General features: G+C 40.3%; 17 protein-coding genes. All 17 read left to right on the forward strand.

What is annotated here, in order from left to right:
- The first annotated feature begins 57 nt into the window (after positions 1-57).
- The 17 genes from V6E90_RS04130 (at position 58) to V6E90_RS04210 (ending at position 17,791) form a co-directional block, all read left to right on the forward strand.
- Positions 58-5,034, forward strand: a complete 4,977-nt coding sequence (locus tag V6E90_RS04130) for an RHS repeat-associated core domain-containing protein (protein ID WP_332604595.1) — start codon at positions 58-60, stop codon at positions 5,032-5,034.
- A 9-nt stretch (positions 5,035-5,043) separates the two neighbouring features.
- Positions 5,044-5,313: a hypothetical protein gene (locus V6E90_RS04135; RefSeq protein WP_332604596.1), complete on the forward strand. Its 270-nt coding sequence runs from the start codon at positions 5,044-5,046 to the stop codon at positions 5,311-5,313.
- Between the two features lie 28 nt (positions 5,314-5,341).
- A complete protein-coding gene (locus V6E90_RS04140) occupies positions 5,342-5,599 on the forward strand; it encodes a hypothetical protein (protein WP_332604597.1) in 258 nt (85 codons plus the stop codon).
- A gap of 122 nt (positions 5,600-5,721) precedes the next feature.
- Positions 5,722-5,955, forward strand: a complete 234-nt coding sequence (locus V6E90_RS04145; RefSeq protein ID WP_332604598.1) for a hypothetical protein — start codon at positions 5,722-5,724, stop codon at positions 5,953-5,955.
- Between the two features lie 9 nt (positions 5,956-5,964).
- Positions 5,965-6,231 (forward strand): hypothetical protein, encoded by a 267-nt coding sequence (locus tag V6E90_RS04150; RefSeq protein ID WP_332604599.1) that lies wholly within the window; start codon positions 5,965-5,967, stop codon positions 6,229-6,231.
- A 3-nt stretch (positions 6,232-6,234) separates the two neighbouring features.
- Positions 6,235-6,507, forward strand: coding sequence for a hypothetical protein (locus tag V6E90_RS04155; protein ID WP_016542105.1), 273 nt, complete (start codon positions 6,235-6,237; stop codon positions 6,505-6,507).
- 109 nt (positions 6,508-6,616) lie between these two features.
- On the forward strand, positions 6,617-6,820 hold the full coding sequence (locus V6E90_RS04160; protein WP_332604600.1) for a hypothetical protein: 204 nt from the start codon (positions 6,617-6,619) through the stop codon (positions 6,818-6,820).
- A 9-nt stretch (positions 6,821-6,829) separates the two neighbouring features.
- Positions 6,830-7,093, forward strand: a complete 264-nt coding sequence (locus V6E90_RS04165) for a hypothetical protein (RefSeq protein WP_332604601.1) — start codon at positions 6,830-6,832, stop codon at positions 7,091-7,093.
- A 207-nt stretch (positions 7,094-7,300) separates the two neighbouring features.
- On the forward strand, positions 7,301-7,552 hold the full coding sequence (locus V6E90_RS04170) for a hypothetical protein (RefSeq protein WP_332604602.1): 252 nt from the start codon (positions 7,301-7,303) through the stop codon (positions 7,550-7,552).
- Positions 7,553-7,933: 381 nt separating this feature from the next.
- Positions 7,934-8,686: a histidine utilization repressor gene (gene hutC / locus V6E90_RS04175; protein ID WP_016164081.1), complete on the forward strand. Its 753-nt coding sequence runs from the start codon at positions 7,934-7,936 to the stop codon at positions 8,684-8,686.
- Entirely contained in the window at positions 8,683-9,264 is a 582-nt protein-coding gene (locus tag V6E90_RS04180; RefSeq protein ID WP_023270450.1) for a HutD/Ves family protein, read from the forward strand. Before hutC ends, V6E90_RS04180 begins: the two co-directional genes overlap by 4 nt.
- A 238-nt stretch (positions 9,265-9,502) precedes the next feature.
- Positions 9,503-11,179 (forward strand): urocanate hydratase, encoded by a 1,677-nt coding sequence (hutU, locus tag V6E90_RS04185; RefSeq protein ID WP_332604603.1) that lies wholly within the window; start codon positions 9,503-9,505, stop codon positions 11,177-11,179.
- An 84-nt stretch (positions 11,180-11,263) separates the two neighbouring features.
- Positions 11,264-12,802 carry a histidine ammonia-lyase gene (gene hutH, locus V6E90_RS04190; protein WP_016542109.1) on the forward strand — a complete coding sequence of 513 codons (1,539 nt, stop codon included), beginning with the start codon at positions 11,264-11,266 and terminating at the stop codon, positions 12,800-12,802.
- 64 nt (positions 12,803-12,866) lie between these two features.
- Positions 12,867-14,279 carry an amino acid permease gene (locus V6E90_RS04195; protein WP_332604604.1) on the forward strand — a complete coding sequence of 471 codons (1,413 nt, stop codon included), beginning with the start codon at positions 12,867-12,869 and terminating at the stop codon, positions 14,277-14,279.
- Positions 14,280-14,330: 51 nt separating this feature from the next.
- The gene (hutI, locus tag V6E90_RS04200; protein ID WP_332604605.1) at positions 14,331-15,536 is read left to right on the forward strand and encodes an imidazolonepropionase; all 1,206 of its coding nucleotides are present in this window, start codon (positions 14,331-14,333) and stop codon (positions 15,534-15,536) included.
- 30 nt (positions 15,537-15,566) lie between these two features.
- Entirely contained in the window at positions 15,567-16,487 is a 921-nt protein-coding gene (gene hutG, locus V6E90_RS04205; RefSeq protein WP_332604606.1) for a formimidoylglutamase, read from the forward strand.
- A 32-nt stretch (positions 16,488-16,519) separates the two neighbouring features.
- Positions 16,520-17,791, forward strand: coding sequence for a Glu/Leu/Phe/Val family dehydrogenase (locus V6E90_RS04210; protein ID WP_332604607.1), 1,272 nt, complete (start codon positions 16,520-16,522; stop codon positions 17,789-17,791).
- The last annotated feature ends 45 nt before the right edge of the window (positions 17,792-17,836 follow it).

Below are 17,836 nucleotides of genomic sequence, written 5' to 3' on the forward strand. Positions count from 1 at the left end.
AAATTAAAAAAGCTCTATGACAAAGATGCGTCCGCATAAATAAAAGGTTTTAGTTTTATGACGACAAAAAATATTGAACAGATCAAAGAACAAAGACAATCTGTAGTTCAACTGGCTATTTTTAACTTAGAAAGTATTACAGATGTGGCGGATTTGCAAATGACTGCAAATCAAATCCAGCATTATTTAAATGTTTATGGAAATACCAGTCTTCAACAATTAAAAAGTGGTGCAAATATCCCAACAGTGGCAAATATTTTTGCTTTGACTGAGAGTATTTTAGGCTTATTGCACTATACAAGAGAAACAGAGAGTGGAGATGTAGGTGTTCAGCAAGTTGCAATACTTGGCGCAAACTTAATCGGTTTATTTGTGGAGCCTTATCATCAAGCGCATGTGCGTATGGCCTTACGTCCGATGCTTGGATTAATGGCGGATAGTTTATATTCTGAGAATGGCAAAATTACATCAGCACAAATTAAACGTTTGAGTTTGCACTTGAATGCCATGATTGCGGGGGATTTAGAAAAATTCTTGCATGAAACACAAATGAAGCTTCCTGAGTTGTTAGAGCAAGCCAGTGTTTTAGCCACCACAATTTTACAAAGTTTTGTCACAGCCCCATCGGGAACGTCATTTGAAAAAAAGATTATAGCGACTGGCGTAAGTGCGGAAAAAAGAGACCCTAAGCTTAAATTTACGAATTGGGCAGTCCCTTTAATCCATTTATTAGAGGCCCCAACTCAAACGGACATAAGTACAAAAATCGAAACTCAAAAGGGTAGCTCGCTCATTCAGGGCGTAACACAAGCACTTACGACTTTAGATCGTGCTTTGCAACAACAAGCGAATGTAGATCAAAAATATACCTTGGCTTGGTTAATACAAGAATGTTTAAACACAATCCAAACTCAAAACAAAAAAACAAATGCGAGTGTACCTGCCAACCAAACTGGAGAACATGAACAACATACCAATGGGGATATTTTAGAGTTTTTAAGTTTACAGATAGATGCAATCAATGCACCTCCATGTTCAGGTACGGATTCGCAATCTGAAAATAGTATTCGTTACTCGATTGGAACGGAACAAATCCAAGATATTGATTTCTATTTAACTAAAATCGATTTTACTTTTAGTCGTCAATATAATTCACAACGAGATGGCTTAGATCTCGAGATGATAGGAGCACGATGGATAACCCCCTTTTCTTATGTGATTACACAAAATACGCAAGGTTATTTGTTTATTGATGCAATGGGGCGTAAACACCAACTCCCATCTTCAATTATAACGAGTCGCTATAGCATGCCTTTTGAGCGCTTTAGCATAGAGCCGTTGGAAGATGGAGACTTAATTTTAAACGTTGGTACAGACTGGGATTTTTATTTTCATAGTTTTAATCAAGGTAAAAGCTATCAATTGATTCAACAGTTGAATCAAAAAACAGAAGAACGTATTCAGTTCAATTATCTGTTGATTAATCAACTTGCATATTTACAGGCTGTAGATTTTCAATTTAAAAGAGCCAAGCAAACACTCAAGTTTGCTTTTAATGATCAAGTCAAAATTATAGCTATATTTGTAGATGAACAACCTGAACCTTTAGCTCGTTATGAATATGATATAAAAGGTAATTTACTCAAGGCTTATGATCAAAATGGCTATTTCCGTCAGTATGAATATAATCATGCTCATCAACTAACACGTTATACGGATCGTACTGGACGTGGGCACAATATTCGTTATGACTCAACCGCTGCAACTGCAAGAGCCATTGAAGAGTGGGCAGATGATGGCAGTTTTCATACCACACTGAAATGGCATCCCCGTTTAAGGCAAGTCACTGTTTTTGATGCTTATGATACACCGACGTATTATTATTTTGACCTTCATGGTTTTACCTATCGTATCCGCTTAGCTGATGGGCGGGAATCGTGGTATTCCCGAGATAAGCAAAAACGGATTACCCGACAGATCGATTTTGAAGGACGTGAAACTCAGCAGGAATATAATGATCTTGGTCAACTGGCAAAGATTATACAGCCAAATGGTGGTGTGATTCGTTTTGCTTACGATGTGCAAGGGCATCTAAGCGAAATTAAAGACCCCGAAGGAAATATTTGGAAGCGTGAATATGATACGCAAGGTAATTTGAGCAAAGAAATTAATCCACAAGGGCTGGTGACTCAATATAAATACAATAACGATAACCAACTGATAGAACTAACCGATGCCATAGGTGGAACAAAAAAATTTAAATATAACGATTTAGGACAAATATTGTCTTATACAGACTGCTCAGGGAAAAGTAGTCATTGGGACTATGATGAAACAAGTCAGCTCAAATCACAACTGTCAGCTGAAGAGCAACGTATTGAATATCAATATAGTACACAGGGTAAAGATAAGGGGCAGTTGCAAACGATCGTTTACCCTGATGGGTTGAACGAGCATTTTGAACATGATGAAGAAGGTCGCCCACTTAAACATACTGATACCAAGGGATTAATCACACGATATCAATATAATACTGTGGGGCTGCTTGAACGTCGGGTTGATGCTAATCATCATCAGATACGTTACCAATGGGATAAAAAAGGGCGTATTCACAGGCTTTTCAATCAAAATCAAGCGGTGTACCAGTTTGACTATAATCATTATGGTCAGCTTATTCGTGAACAAGCGTTTGATGGTGAAGAAAAACATTTTATCTATAATGAAAATGGACAACTTTTCCAGATTCAGCAATCGAATATTCAGACGCAGTTTTATTATCATGCAGATGGACACATTGCATCTAAAGATTATATTGATTTGGAAACAAGGCAACCTTATACAGAGACTTTTGAATACAATTTAAATCAGCAGTTGAGTAAAGTAAGTAATGGTCTCAGCCAAATTGATCTTTATTATGATGCTTTAGGGCAATTGGTCAGAGAACATCAACATTATAAAATACCAGATCATCCAGCATTAACAGCAGTCTTGCGTTATGAATATGATGAATTGGGACATTTAATCAAAACGATTCGACCCGATGGACAAATTCAAACCCATTTAAATTATGGGGCTGGGCATGTTTATGGGATCGCCTTTAATAAACAGGAAATGGTGGCTTTTCAGCGAGATGGTCTTCATCGAGAACGTGTGCGTTTACTCGCCAATGGGTTAATTCAAACCAAGCAATATAATCAGGTTGGATTACTTTGTTCACAACGTATTGATACTGAGCAAGACTCAGATTCTTTCAATCCACTTTCTACAGCCAAATATCACGCTGAGCGCCATTATCAATATGATAAAAATTATCTAATTACAGAAATAGATGATAGCCGATTGGGAAAATTTAACTATCAGTATGATCCTGTTGGTCGTTTAATAACGAGTTTAAGTCCTTTTAATAGTGAGCGCTTTAATTTTGACCCAGCAGGAAATTTGATCGAGTCTGGTCAAACCCAAGTCAATAATAATCTGATCAGACAATACCAAGGGAGATATTATCAATATGACGCCAGAGGAAATTTGATCGAACTACAACAAAAAGGGAAGTCACTCAAATTGACATGGGATCACTTGAATCGATTAATCCAGAGTGACCATAATGGGAAAATTACTGAATATGGCTATGATGTCTTTGGTCGTCGTCTATTTAAGAAAAACCAAAACAGCCTGACTTTATTTGGTTGGGAGGGCGATGTGATGACTTGGGAGGCAGAGCAGAATTTCGAAACAGGGAAAAGCTATACCAAACATTATGTCTATGAACCCAATAGTTTTACGCCCTTATTTCAAACTGGTTACTCAAATTTTATCCGTTTGGTTGAAACACCTGATTACAAGCGTTATCAGACCGAGGCTTATTCCATTGCAAAAGATCCACTCTGGAAAAATGATACGAGAATCAATAAAGCCGAACTGGAGCGAGTTGCTTTTTATCATTGTGATCAGGTTGGCACACCGCAATGTTTAACAAATGAGCGTGGAGAGGCTGTTTGGGAAATTACCCTGAATACTTGGGGCAAGACACTCAATGTAAAAGCGTTTCATCCAGATAATCCATTTGAACATACTCATCTGAGATTCCAAGGTCAGTATTTTGATCAGGAAACAGGCTTACATTACAACCGGCATCGCTATTATGAGCCATTCAGTGCTCGTTATATTAGTAAAGACCCGTTGGGTTTAGAGGGTGGAATCCATACCTCAGCTTATGTCCGTGATCCAAATCAATGGGTTGACCCAATGGGGTTGATGGCAGAGAAAAATAAGAATGCGAATCAGTCAAAATATGAGCGTTACTCTCAAGATTTTAACCGTAGGAATGCACCGATTGTAGAGCGCCAGCGCAATACCAATGAGCAAGCCAAAGTTGCACGCGGTATGGGGCGCAATGATTTCCCTGTCATGAATAATAAACCGACGCCAAGTCCTGGTTTATTGGGGAATCTATTTCCGAATACCATGAGTGCTTTTGCGAAAGACCCTGCATTACGCAGAGATTTAAGAAATCAGGGTGCGATTAATAATACTGTTTTAGGTGCTGCTGTCGTTGCGGGATATGGGCCTTATGTTGTGGCTGGGGCGGCAACAGGCGGAGGGGCGGTTGCTGCACCGATTGCGCGGAAAGCCGCACCTTATCTTGGTAATGGTGCCACGTTGCCTAGTGCGGGTTTGTCAGCAGAGACGATTGCTAAAGCCGCAGGAGCCAGTGCAGCTGCAGGGGGGGTAGTTGATGTGGTAGCTCAAAGTTTTACCTGTCTATGTGTAACTGATATCAATCTAGTTCGTACGGGCGGTGTGGCTGCAACCAGTGCGGTTACAGGGGCATGGGGGGCGAGTACATCAGCTGCAGCCGGTTTTGGTCAAGTGGGTTGGAGTAGCATTGCATTAAACGCACCTAAAGCTGGTAGTTTTATTAAAAACAATGCATCTGGTTTTCTTATATTTGCCAATGAACAGGTAATAGGTCAAGCAAGTTCACGTGCGGTGAAAGCAGCAACTGCCCCTAAAGACGAACAAAGTAAGAAATAAGGTGAAATGATGTTAACGATTTTAGTTGAAATAATGATGAGTGTGTTTATAGCCAATTTTAAAGCCTCTGAGCATCCAGTTATAAACGTTGTTGCTCGTGGTTTTGTACTCATGTTTGTTTGTTTTTTTGTTGGAGCTTTAGCATGTATGATAGAAGGAAATACAATCCCTTTTATTTGGGGGCTTAAGATTAGTTTTGTGGGGGGGGTAGTAGGAACTATACTTATATTTTTAATAGAGGTTGCTTGCAACTTAATATGGGGTAGAAAGGATAAATAGTTTGTGTTAACGGATATTGCAGAGTTTATTGTTAAATTTTTTTGTAGGTTTATTTTCTATTAGTTCTTCTGATTCTAGTGAGTATCCTAAGGTTGTAGAGTTTACAAAGGGTATAATTATAGGTCTAAGTGCTGCTGTTTTATCCACTATTAAATATCTGCTTAATGGTGGAATAAAGCAAGATATGTACTCAAGTATTTTCTTTGGATACTTATTTTGTTTAGGGATTGGAGTTATTTTAGGTGTATTTTTTATTGTTGTTAATTACCCTTATAAAAAGAAGTAAATAATGGTTTTTAGTGAGGAAGTTAATTTTAAAATATAAAATTAATTTTCAGTAGTATTAAGGTTTTTGGCCTAATTGCAATAATCTGTTGAAGCTATAAATTCTTGATTTGAACTAAACAAGTGGCAGCAACCAGTGCGGTTACAGGGGCTTGGGGGGTGAGTACATCAGCGGCAGCAGGTTTTGGTCAAGTGGGTTGGAGTAGCATTGCATTAAACGCTCCTAAAGCAGGAAGTTTTATTAAAAACAATGCATCTGGATTTCTTATATTTGCCAATGAACAGGTAATAGGTCAAGCGAGTTCACGTGCAGTGAAAGCAGCAACTGCTCCTAAAGACGAACAAAGTAAAAAATAAGGTGAGATAATGTTAACGATTTTAGTTGAAATAATGATGAGTGTATTTATAGCCAATTTTAAGGCTTCTGAACACCCTATAATAAATATAGTGGTAAGAGGAATTTTAATTATGATAACAATTTTTTTTCTGGGATTGTTTTCTTCCCTTGTAAATGGGCGAGAAATTTCAGTCGGATTCACATTGATGGTTAGTTTTGTAGGAGGGCTGGTTATTAGTATTTTAGTGTTTTTAATTGAATTTATCTGTGATTCTATATGGGGGAAGGAGAAATAAATTATGTTAACAATTCTTGCAGAGGTAATTGTTGCATTTTTTGTTTCTAATTATAAGTCAGAAGAATATCCATATTTAACTAGTTTTGTTAAAGGAATGGTTATTGGCTTTTTTGCATTTGTCATTGGAAATATTTTAGATTTAATCAAAGGTAATCTAATGAGTTTTCCTCAGCAAGTTTTATTTTTTTTACTTTCATTTGGATTAGGTTTAATAATGTTTCTATTTTTTTCACTTTTCAGATGGTTAGAGAGAACAGATTTTGGTAAAAAATAAAGAATTATAATTTTTAATAAATAAGTTTTATAGAAATAATTAAATTATAACCGATATCAATCTGGTTCGCACAGGAGGTGTAGCGGCAACCAGTGCGGTTACGGGAGCTTTGGGAGCAAGTACATCAGCGGCGGCAGGTTTTGGTCAAGTGGGTTGGAGTAGTATTGCATTAAACGCTCCTAAAGCAGGAAGTTTTATTAAAAACAATGCATCTGGTTTTTTTATATTTGCCAATGAACAGGTAATAGGTCAAGCAAGTTCACGTGCAGTGAAAGCAGCAACTGCCCCTAAAGACGAACAAAGTAAAAAATAAGGTGAAATGATGTTAACGATTTTAGTTGAAATAATAATGAGTGTATTTATAGCTAATTTTAAGGCTTCAGAACATCCAATTATTAGCGCGGTTGCGCGTGGCATTTTAATTATGATTTCTATTTTTTTTGTAGGTTCTTTCTCTTTTGTAATAAAAGGAGAAAGTGTTCCAGTTTTTTGGGGTTTAATTATTAGCTTTTTTTGTGGGATAGCTTGTAGTTTTACACTTTTGTTAATAGAGGTTTTTGGTAATTATATAGATAGAGAAAAATAAAATGTTAACGATTTTAGCTGAAATGATGATGAGTGTATTTATAGCCAATTTTAAAGCTTCATAACCCCGTTGTGAGCATAGCTGGATGGCTATACCAGTTTTTTAGTTTCTAAACGTATTCTTTTTCCATGATTTAGATTTTTGGAAAAATTAGGTAGAGTGTTTTTAGAAAAAATCTATGAGAAAATTTGATTAGGTAACTTTGATATGGACGATGTTTCATCTAGTAAGAAAAAATTAAAATTTAAAGTGTATGTGATGTGTGGTTGGCCGCTTATCTTGGTCCTCATTGGTGGAGCCGTTGGAGGTGGCTTAGGAGGAATCGCTTATCTACTTAACTTAAAACTATATAACTCTAATTTATCAAATATCGTTAAAATAATTTTGAATATATTAGTTGGGTCCACAGCTACTTTTTTGTGGTCTGTTATAAGAGCATATATTCAATCAAATTTTTGAAATTAGATAATTATTTTGAAAGATTTTTTATGTATATAGTAGGAGGACTGAAGAATGTTCTTTATCTCAAGTTATACAAAAATTTGCCTATTTTCAGACATAAGCTGAATAAAGATAAGACTTTTCTTGAGGTCATTAATATTGTTCATGATGCAAGCAACATCATTAAATATCATCCCGATAAGTTAATACATTGCCGATGCTGATCAGACTCACATCATAAAATCATATAAGCTAAAACAGATTGTATGTTTTTAAGGACAAAAACGGAATGCTTTGTATGTTATTTGGCCTAAATTGTTTATTTGTATAGGCTTGTATATACAATTATTCTAAATTCAATATACTATGACTTATAGTATTTAGTATGAGTTTTAGCCAATGTCAAGAGCGGCAAAGCAAAACGATTTAGATTTGTCCTTAGAAGAAGATAGTCCTGTTCCTTTGTATTTACGTGTGAAACAAATGATTTCGCAAAAAATCTATGAAGGAACATGGACGGTCAATAAAAAGATTCCTTCAGAAAGTGAATTGGTCAATTTACTCGGCTGTAGCCGCATGACGGTGAATCGTGCTTTGCGCGAGCTGACTAGTGAAGGTTTATTGGTACGTATCCAAGGTGTTGGTTCTTTTGTTGCCGAAGGGCAAGGGCGTACCGCTTTATTTCATGTCAATAATATTGCCGAAGAAATCATTGCCCGAAATCATAAGCACCATGCCGAAGTCTTGGTACTGGAACAGATTCAGGCCAATGCGGAACAAAGCATGTTGATGCAGATTAGAGAAGGACAAAAGCTCTTTCACTCGATCATTGTGCATTATGAAAATGATGTGCCCGTACAGATTGAAGATCGATTGGTCGATCCGATGTTGATTCCAGATTACTTGGCACAAGATTTTAAAAGTATTACACCCAATGCATATTTAATGTCAAAAGCACCTGTGACCGAAGGCGAACATGTGGTGACAGCAATTTTGGCTTCCGCACAAGAATGCAAATGGCTGAAAATCAATAAGACCGAACCATGTCTATTGATTCGTCGTCGCACTTGGTCGAATAAACAACTTATTTCTAGTGCGCGATTGATCTATCCCGGTAGTCGTTATTATCTGGAAGGTAAATTTACTCAATGATTCAACACTTAGGCGCAGCTGATTATCAGCAGATGCTGTGGAAGAATGGCGCAGGTTATACCATTGAGCTTGCCCGAAGTGACGGTGATAGTCTGGATACGTTTGATTGGCGTATTTCCATGGCGGATGTCAAAACTTCGGGTGATTTTTCCAAGTTTAATGGCATGCAGCGTATCCTCACGGTATTGGAAGGTGCTGGCATCATACTGAATATTGACGATGATACTGAACATCTGAAAACCTTACAGTCCGCACAATTTAGCGGGGATAGCACGACCAGTTGTGAACTCAGCAATGGGCCGATTCGGGACTTTAATCTGATTTATAACCCTGAAAAATGGAATTCTCGCTATCAATGGATGTGTGAGACGACTATTACTGAAATTTTCAGTACAGCCGATCTGATTTTTATTTTTAATCACAGTCAAGAATCATTAGAAATTGAAGTAGAGCAACAGATTTTCTGTTTAGCCCAGCATGAAAGTCTTCAAATTCAGCAGCCAAAATCATTGAAAAAACTGGTTTTAAAATCACAACGTTTACAGCAAGCTTGTCTAATCGAACTTACAAAAAATTAAGTTTTTCACATTTTCTTAAAACACATACAGCCTCAGGTTGTATGTGTTTTTTATTGCTAATATAAAAATAAATCTATTTATTTCATAAACTTGTAAATTATTTTCATAAAAGAATTGAAAAGCATCTTTTCAAGATAAAAGTTTTGTGTAGTATATAGATGTATATACAAGTTAATACATTGCTATACAGTAAAGCAGGTTAATTTGCTGATTCAAACTCAATGGAAGGAGTCCGATTGTGACAACAACGACAACAAAATTTCGTGATGTAGAAATTCGCGCACCACGTGGTACAAAGCTCAATGCAAAAAGCTGGTTAACAGAAGCGCCTTTACGCATGCTGATGAACAATCTTGACCCTGATGTTGCAGAAAATCCAAAAGAGCTTGTTGTTTACGGTGGTATCGGTCGTGCTGCACGTAACTGGGAATGTTTTGACAAGATCATTGAAACACTTAAAAATTTAGAAACAGATGAAACCTTGTTGGTTCAATCAGGTAAGCCTGTTGGCGTATTCAAAACGCATAAAGATGCACCGCGTGTTTTGATTGCGAACTCGAATCTTGTACCACATTGGGGAACTTGGGAGCATTTCAATGAATTGGATGCCAAAGGTCTTGCAATGTATGGTCAGATGACAGCGGGTTCTTGGATTTATATTGGTAGCCAAGGCATTGTACAAGGCACATATGAAACTTTTGTAGAAGCAGGTCGTCAACACTATAACGGTGATTTAACAGGTCGTTGGGTGTTGACTGCTGGTTTAGGTGGTATGGGTGGTGCACAACCTTTAGCTGCAACACTTGCAGGTGCATGTTCACTTAATATCGAATGCCAACAGACCAGTATTGATTTCCGTTTACGTACTCGTTATGTCGATGAGCAAGCAACTGATTTAGATGATGCTTTGGCGCGAATTGAAAAATACACTAAAGAAGGCAAGGCAGTTTCGATTGCACTGCATGGCAATGCCGCTGAAATTTTACCTGAGTTAGTTCGTCGCGGTGTACACCCAGATATGGTGACTGACCAAACCAGCGCACATGATCCGTTAAATGGTTATTTACCAATTGGCTGGACATGGGAAGAGTACCGTCAGCGCGCTAAAACTGAGCCAGAAGCGGTGGTCAAAGCGGCTAAACAATCAATGGCGCAGCACGTTCAAGCGATGTTGGATTTCCAGAAAATGGGTGTTCCGACCTTTGATTATGGCAACAACATCCGTCAAATGGCACAAGATGAAGGCGTAAAAAATGCCTTTGATTTCCCAGGCTTCGTTCCTGCTTATATCCGTCCATTGTTCTGTCGCGGTATTGGTCCATTCCGTTGGGCGGCACTTTCAGGTGATCCAGAAGATATCTATAAGACAGATGCTAAAGTAAAAGAACTCATTCCAGATGATGAACATTTACATCGCTGGTTAGATATGGCGCGTGAACGTATCAGCTTCCAAGGTTTACCAGCACGTATTTGCTGGGTGGGCTTAGGCTTACGTGCAAAATTGGGCTTGGCATTCAATGAAATGGTGCGTAGCGGTGAACTTTCAGCACCGATCGTGATTGGTCGTGACCATTTGGATTCAGGTTCAGTATCGAGTCCAAACCGTGAAACAGAATCAATGAAAGATGGTTCTGATGCTGTATCTGACTGGCCGTTATTAAATGCCTTGCTCAATACTGCTGGTGGTGCGACTTGGGTATCACTACATCACGGCGGTGGTGTAGGTATGGGCTTCTCGCAACATTCAGGCGTGGTCATCGTGTGTGATGGTACCGATGAAGCAGCAGCACGTATTGCACGTGTACTGACCAATGACCCTGCAACAGGGGTGATGCGTCATGCCGATGCAGGTTATGACATTGCGATTGATTGTGCCAAAGAGCAAGGCTTGAACTTGCCAATGATCACACAATAAACAGACAAGGACATTACGATGCTTTTTGCAATTGTGCATCCAGCATCGTAAGCGAACAATAGAGTGCAAAACAGGACGCCAATAATGGAACTTTTAATTCAAGCCGGCAAACTCACCTTAGCAGACCTCCGTAAAGCCTATTTCAATCCAATTAAAGTCAAGTTGGACGACAGTGCTTCAGCAGGAATTGATGCCAGCGTTGCTTGTGTGGAACAAATCGTCAATGAAGGTCGTACCGCATATGGTATCAATACCGGTTTTGGCTTACTCGCTTCGACTAAAATTGCACCAGAAGACTTAGAACAATTACAACGTTCTTTAGTACTTTCACATGCAGCTGGTGTAGGCGAGCCATTGGATGATGCCATGGTGCGTTTGATCATGTTGCTAAAAGCAAATAGCTTGGCACGTGGCTTTTCGGGGATTCGCCGCAAAGTGATTGATGCATTGTTGGCTTTGATCAATGCAGAAGTGTATCCACATATTCCATTGAAAGGCTCTGTTGGTGCTTCGGGTGACTTGGCGCCGCTTGCACACATGTCTTTGGTGTTAATTGGTGAAAGCAAAGCACGCTATAAGGGTGAATGGTTACCTGCGGTTGAAGCACTCAAAATTGCAGGTTTAGAGCCGATTTCTTTGGCGGCAAAAGAAGGCTTGGCACTGCTGAATGGCACACAGGCATCCACTGCTTATGCATTACGTGGTTTATTCGAAGCTGAAGATTTATTTGCCGCAGCAACTGTCTGTGGTGGTTTAAGCGTTGAAGCGATGTTGGGGTCTCGTGCACCATTCGATGCACGTATCCATGAAGTGCGCGGTCAACGTGGTCAAATTGATGTGGCAGCTGCCTATCGTGACTTATTGACTGAATCGAGTGAAATTTCTCATTCACATGAAGATTGCAGTAAGGTTCAAGACCCGTACTCACTTCGTTGCCAGCCGCAGGTCATGGGTGCTTGCTTGACTCAAATCCGTCAAGCTGCAGAAGTATTGGAAATTGAATCAAATGCGGTATCTGATAACCCATTGGTCTTTGCTGCTGAAGGTGATGTGATCTCAGGCGGTAATTTCCATGCAGAGCCTGTGGCAATGGCTGCCGATAACCTTGCATTGGCAATTGCAGAAATTGGTTCACTGTCTGAACGTCGTATTTCGATGATGATGGACCGTCATATGTCACAATTGCCGCCATTCTTGGTTGCCAATGGTGGAGTCAACTCTGGCTTCATGATTGCTCAAGTAACAGCCGCTGCGTTAGCAAGTGACAATAAAGCACTTGCACATCCTGCCAGTGTTGATAGTTTACCGACTTCTGCAAATCAGGAAGACCATGTTTCCATGGCACCGAATGCAGGCAAACGTTTATGGTATATGGCTGATAACGTTCGCGGCATTCTTGCAGTTGAGTGGTTAGGTGCATGTCAGGGGCTTGATTTCCGTGAAGGATTGAAGAGTTCTCCAAAACTTGAGCGTGCGCGTAAAGTGTTACGTGATCAAGTGCCTTATTACAGTGAAGATCGTTTCTTTGCACCCGATATCGAGCAGGCGAGTGAATTGCTTGCAAGTGGTTGTTTGAACGAACTACTCATTCCAAAGCTATTACCAAGTTTGTCAGAAGTGTGATCAATAAATCGGTCACATGGAGTGGCCGAATCTAACTAAATTTCCTCAAGGATTGGAGATTATAATGTCACAACACTCCACATTACAGCGGGGCTTAAACACCCGCCATATTCGTTTTTTGGCATTGGGTTCAGCCATTGGGACAGGACTCTTTTACGGTTCAGCAACAGCCATCAAAATGGCTGGTCCATCCGTATTACTTGCTTATATCGTTGCAGGGATTGCAGTCTATATCGTCATGCGTGCATTGGGTGAAATGGCTGTACGCAATCCAGTTTCGGGTTCATTCAGCCATTATGCCTCTCAATATATTGGCCCACTCGCGGGTTTTACCACGGGATGGACCTACGTTTTTGAAATGATTATCGTAGCCTTGGCTGATGTCACTGCCTTCGGGATCTATATGGGCTTCTGGTATCCCGATGTCCCTCGTTGGATCTGGATTCTGTCACTGATCATGTTTCTCGGGGCAATTAACCTGATTCATGTCAAAGTCTTTGGTGAACTTGAATTCTGGCTTTCGATTGTCAAAGTCACTGCCATTGTTGCCATGATTATCGGCGGCTTAGGTTTGATGTTCTATGGTTTTAACGCTGATCATACTGGCTTTACCACAGGTGTTCAAAATTTATGGATTCATGACGGCTTTATGCCAAACGGGATTGCTGGATTAATTGCAAGTTTAGCCGTTGTTGTGTTTGCCTTTGGTGGAATTGAGATCATTGGCATCACGGCAGGTGAGTCAAAAGACCCGAAAACGTCGATTCCTAAAGCGATTAATGCAGTACCTGTACGTATCTTGTTGTTCTATGTTTTGACGATTTTCGTATTGATGTCGATTTTCCCGTGGAACCAAATTGGTAGCCAAGGTAGTCCATTTGTACAAATTTTTGAAAATCTCGGGATTGGATCAGCTGCAACAATTCTGAATATCGTCGTAATTACCGCCGCAGTGTCTGCCATCAACAGTGATGTATTTGGTGCAGGACGGATGTTGTATGGTATGTCGAATCGTAAACAAGCACCACAGATATTCCAAAAGGTCTCTAAAAACGGGGTGCCTTGGATGACGGTTGTAGTGATGGCTGGTGTATTGCTGGTTGGCGTACTACTGAACTATCTGATTCCAGAAAATGTCTTCATCATCATTGCTTCAATCGCAACTTTTGCAACAGTTTGGGTATGGCTCATGATTTTACTTGCTCAAGTAGCAATGCGTCGTAAGATGACGAAAGCAGAAATCAAAGCCTTAGATTTCCCTGTGTTTGGCTGGCCGTACGCACCTGCATTCGCAATTGCATTTTTAGTCTTTATTTTGGGGATGATGGCATATTTCCCAAATACCAGACCTGCAATTTATGTCGGGGCAGGCTGGTTAGTTTTACTTTGGATTGCTTATAACATCTGGGTGAAACCTAAGCAAGACACGATAAAAGACAACTCAAGTTTGCATCAAAACATCGAAATGGAAAGTTAAATATCAAGCTGCTCAGGTGTCATCTCGCCTGAGCAGTGAGAGGAACTGTGAATGAAAAAGCTTTGGAAAAACTGTCATATCGCTACCATGCAAAATGGGCAATATTCCAGTATTGAACATGCTGCACTAGTCACTTCAGGGCAGCATATCCACTGGATTGGAACATTTGAAGATCTTCCTGCCGATGCTTATTCCGAAACCATCGATTTGAATGGCGCATGGGTCACACCCGGTTTGATTGATTGTCATACGCATAGTGTATTTGGTGGCAACCGTAGTGTTGAGTTTGAAAAACGCCTGCAAGGTGTCAGCTATGCTGAGATTGCAGCCAGCGGTGGCGGGATCGCCAGTACGGTTCGTGCAACCCGTGAAGCCAGTGAACAAGAGTTGCTTGCATCAGCTTTGAAACGAATTCGCTGCCTGCTTAAGGATGGTGTCACTACCATTGAGATTAAGTCGGGTTACGGTCTGGACTATGCCAATGAGCGGAAAATGCTGCGTGTGATTCGTCAGGTTGCAGAAACTTTACCGATGACGGTTCGCAGTACTTGTTTGGCAGCGCACGCTTTGCCACCTGAGTATAAAGATCAAAGTGATGCCTATATTGAGCATATCTGTAATGAGATGCTGCCTAAACTCCATCAAGAAGGGCTCGTCGATGCAGTCGATGCATTCTGTGAATATTTGGCCTTTTCTCCTGCACAAGTTGAACGCCTATTTAAAACGGCTCAGTCTTTAAATTTACCGATCAAACTGCATGCGGAGCAGCTTTCTTCACTCGGTGGCTCTAGCTTGGCCGCACGGTATCAGGCTTTATCGGCAGATCATTTAGAGTTTATGACTGAGGATGATGTGAAGGCAATGGCTGCGGCTGAAACGGTAGCAGTGTTATTACCTGGCGCATTCTATTTCTTGAGAGAAACCAAATATCCACCTTTAGAAAGCTTGCATCAACATGGGGTACGGATTGCCTTATCGAGTGATTTAAATCCAGGCACCTCACCAGCCTTATCTTTACGCTTAATGATGAATATGGGCAGTACCTTGTTCCGTTTAACCCCAGAGCAAACTCTAGCGGGCGTAACCACGCATGCGGCATATGCATTGGGTTTACAAGAGACGCACGGCACTTTAGAGACTGGTAAAGTTGCAGACTTTATTGCGTGGGATATTGAGCATCCATCCGAGATCGTTTACTGGTTGGGGGGAGATTTACCAAAGCGGATTATTCAGCATGGCAATGAAATCTCAATCTAGTTTTAGGCTTATTTTAAAAGAGTTTACAGGATGAATCATTCATTTACATGGCAAGGACGTAAAGATGGTGAGGGTGCTGAACACTTAAGGATTCACCAACTCGTCAATACCACGCCAAGAGCTGATTATGCCTTGATTGGCTTTAGCTCGGATGAGGGCGTTAAACGCAACAAAGGGCGGTTGGGTGCAGCAGATGCACCTGATAGTATTCGTGCGCAGTTAGCCAATTTACCTGTACATCAAGCTGTCACGATTGCAGATATTGGAACCGTAGTATGTGACGGTTCAAAACTGGAACAAGCACAGGCTGAATTGGCAGAGCAGGTTGAAAGAAGTTTAAAGCAGGGTATGAAGCCGATTGTGTTAGGCGGTGGTCATGAAGTGGCTTTTGGCAGCTTCTCTGGCTTGTTTCAATATCTGCAGAACAATGAACCAAATAAAAAAATTGGCATCATCAATTTTGATGCACATTTTGACCTGCGTGAAGCGGAACAGGTGACCTCTGGTACACCATTTCTGAATGCAGCCAAATTGTCTGAACAGCATCAGCAAGAATTTCATTATTTGTGTATTGGCGTGGCGAAACATTCAAATACCAAGGTTTTATTTGAAACCGCAGATCGTTTGAATTGTACTTATATTTACGATCATGAGTTACAGCAACAAAATGTTGAAACTTTAATCGAAAAGTTGGCAGCTTTTATCGGAAAAGTTGACTATTTGTATATTACAGTTGATCTTGATGTATTTAGTGCTAGCATTGCGCCAGGTGTAAGCGCACCTGCGGTTAAAGGGATTGATTTATCCGTCTTTGACCCATTACTAGAGGCCATTAAGGAAACCGGAAAGATTAAAGTTTTTGATGTGGCGGAATGTAATCCACGGTTTGATTTGGATAGTAGAACTGCCAAATTAGCCGCTTATATAATTTTTAACTACATATTTGATTGATGGATCATGTGAATTCATCAAAAGGTTAAAACATGTCTAATTTATCTTATGTCTCTCAAAATGACGGTCCATGGGCAACTTATCTTGAACAGATCGAGCGTGTTGCTCCATATCTAGATGGTTTAGAAGACTATGTGGACACATTGAAGCGCCCAAAACGTGCTTTGATTGTCGACGTGCCAATTGTTATGGACGATGGCACAATTCGTCATTTTGAAGGTTATCGTGTACAACACAACTTGTCACGTGGTCCGGGTAAAGGCGGTATTCGCTATCACCCAGATGTAGATTTAAATGAAGTAATGGCACTTTCAGCATGGATGACAATTAAAACTGCGGTGGTGAATCTACCATTTGGCGGTGCAAAAGGTGGCATCCGTGTTGACCCGCGTCAACTTTCACCACGTGAATTAGAACGTTTAACACGTCGTTATACCAGTGAAATCAGCCATATTATTGGCCCACAAAAAGATATCCCTGCTCCAGACGTGGGTACTAATCCAAACGTCATGGGTTGGATCATGGATACCTATTCTTCTGGTCAAGGTCATACAGTGACGGGTGTGGTAACGGGTAAACCGGTACACCTCGGTGGTTCTCTTGGTCGTATTAAAGCAACAGGCCGTGGCGTATTTATCACAGGTCAACAAGTAGCTGAAAAAATCAAATTACCTTTAGACGGTGCGAAAATCGCGGTTCAAGGTTTTGGTAACGTAGGTAGCGAAGCTGCATATTTGTTTGCAGATTCAAAATCGATCATCGTAACGATTCAAGATCACACAGGTACGATTTTCAACCCTGAAGGTATCGATCTTGCTGCATTAAAAACGCACATGGAAACTCACCAAGGTGTGGGCGGCTTTGCTGGTGCACAAGTGATCAGTGATGAAGAGTTCTGGAATGTAGAGATGGATATTTTGATCCCTGCTGCATTGGAAAGCCAAATCACAGTTGAACGTGCTCAAAAATTAACTGCGAAGTTAGTGCTTGAAGGTGCGAACGGCCCAACATTCCCAGAAGCGGACGATGTTTTGGTTCAACGTGGTATTACAGTTGTGCCTGACGTAATCTGTAATGCTGGTGGTGTAACCGTATCTTACTTTGAATGGGTTCAAGATATGTCGAGCTACTTCTGGTCTGAAGAAGAAATTAATGAAAGACTGGACAAGTTGATGGTTCAAGCCATTAATGATGTATGGCATAAATCAAGCGAAAAAGAATGTACCTTACGTACCGCTGCCTTCATTTTAGGCTGTGAACGTATCTTAAAAGCGCGTAAAGAGCGTGGTATTTTCCCAGGTTAATCCTGCGAATCAATACCCAAACGACCTTAAGACGCATGTTTTAAG

It is taken from the genome of Acinetobacter sp. ESBL14 (assembly GCF_036668815.1).
GTDB classification, from domain to species: domain Bacteria; phylum Pseudomonadota; class Gammaproteobacteria; order Pseudomonadales; family Moraxellaceae; genus Acinetobacter; species Acinetobacter gyllenbergii.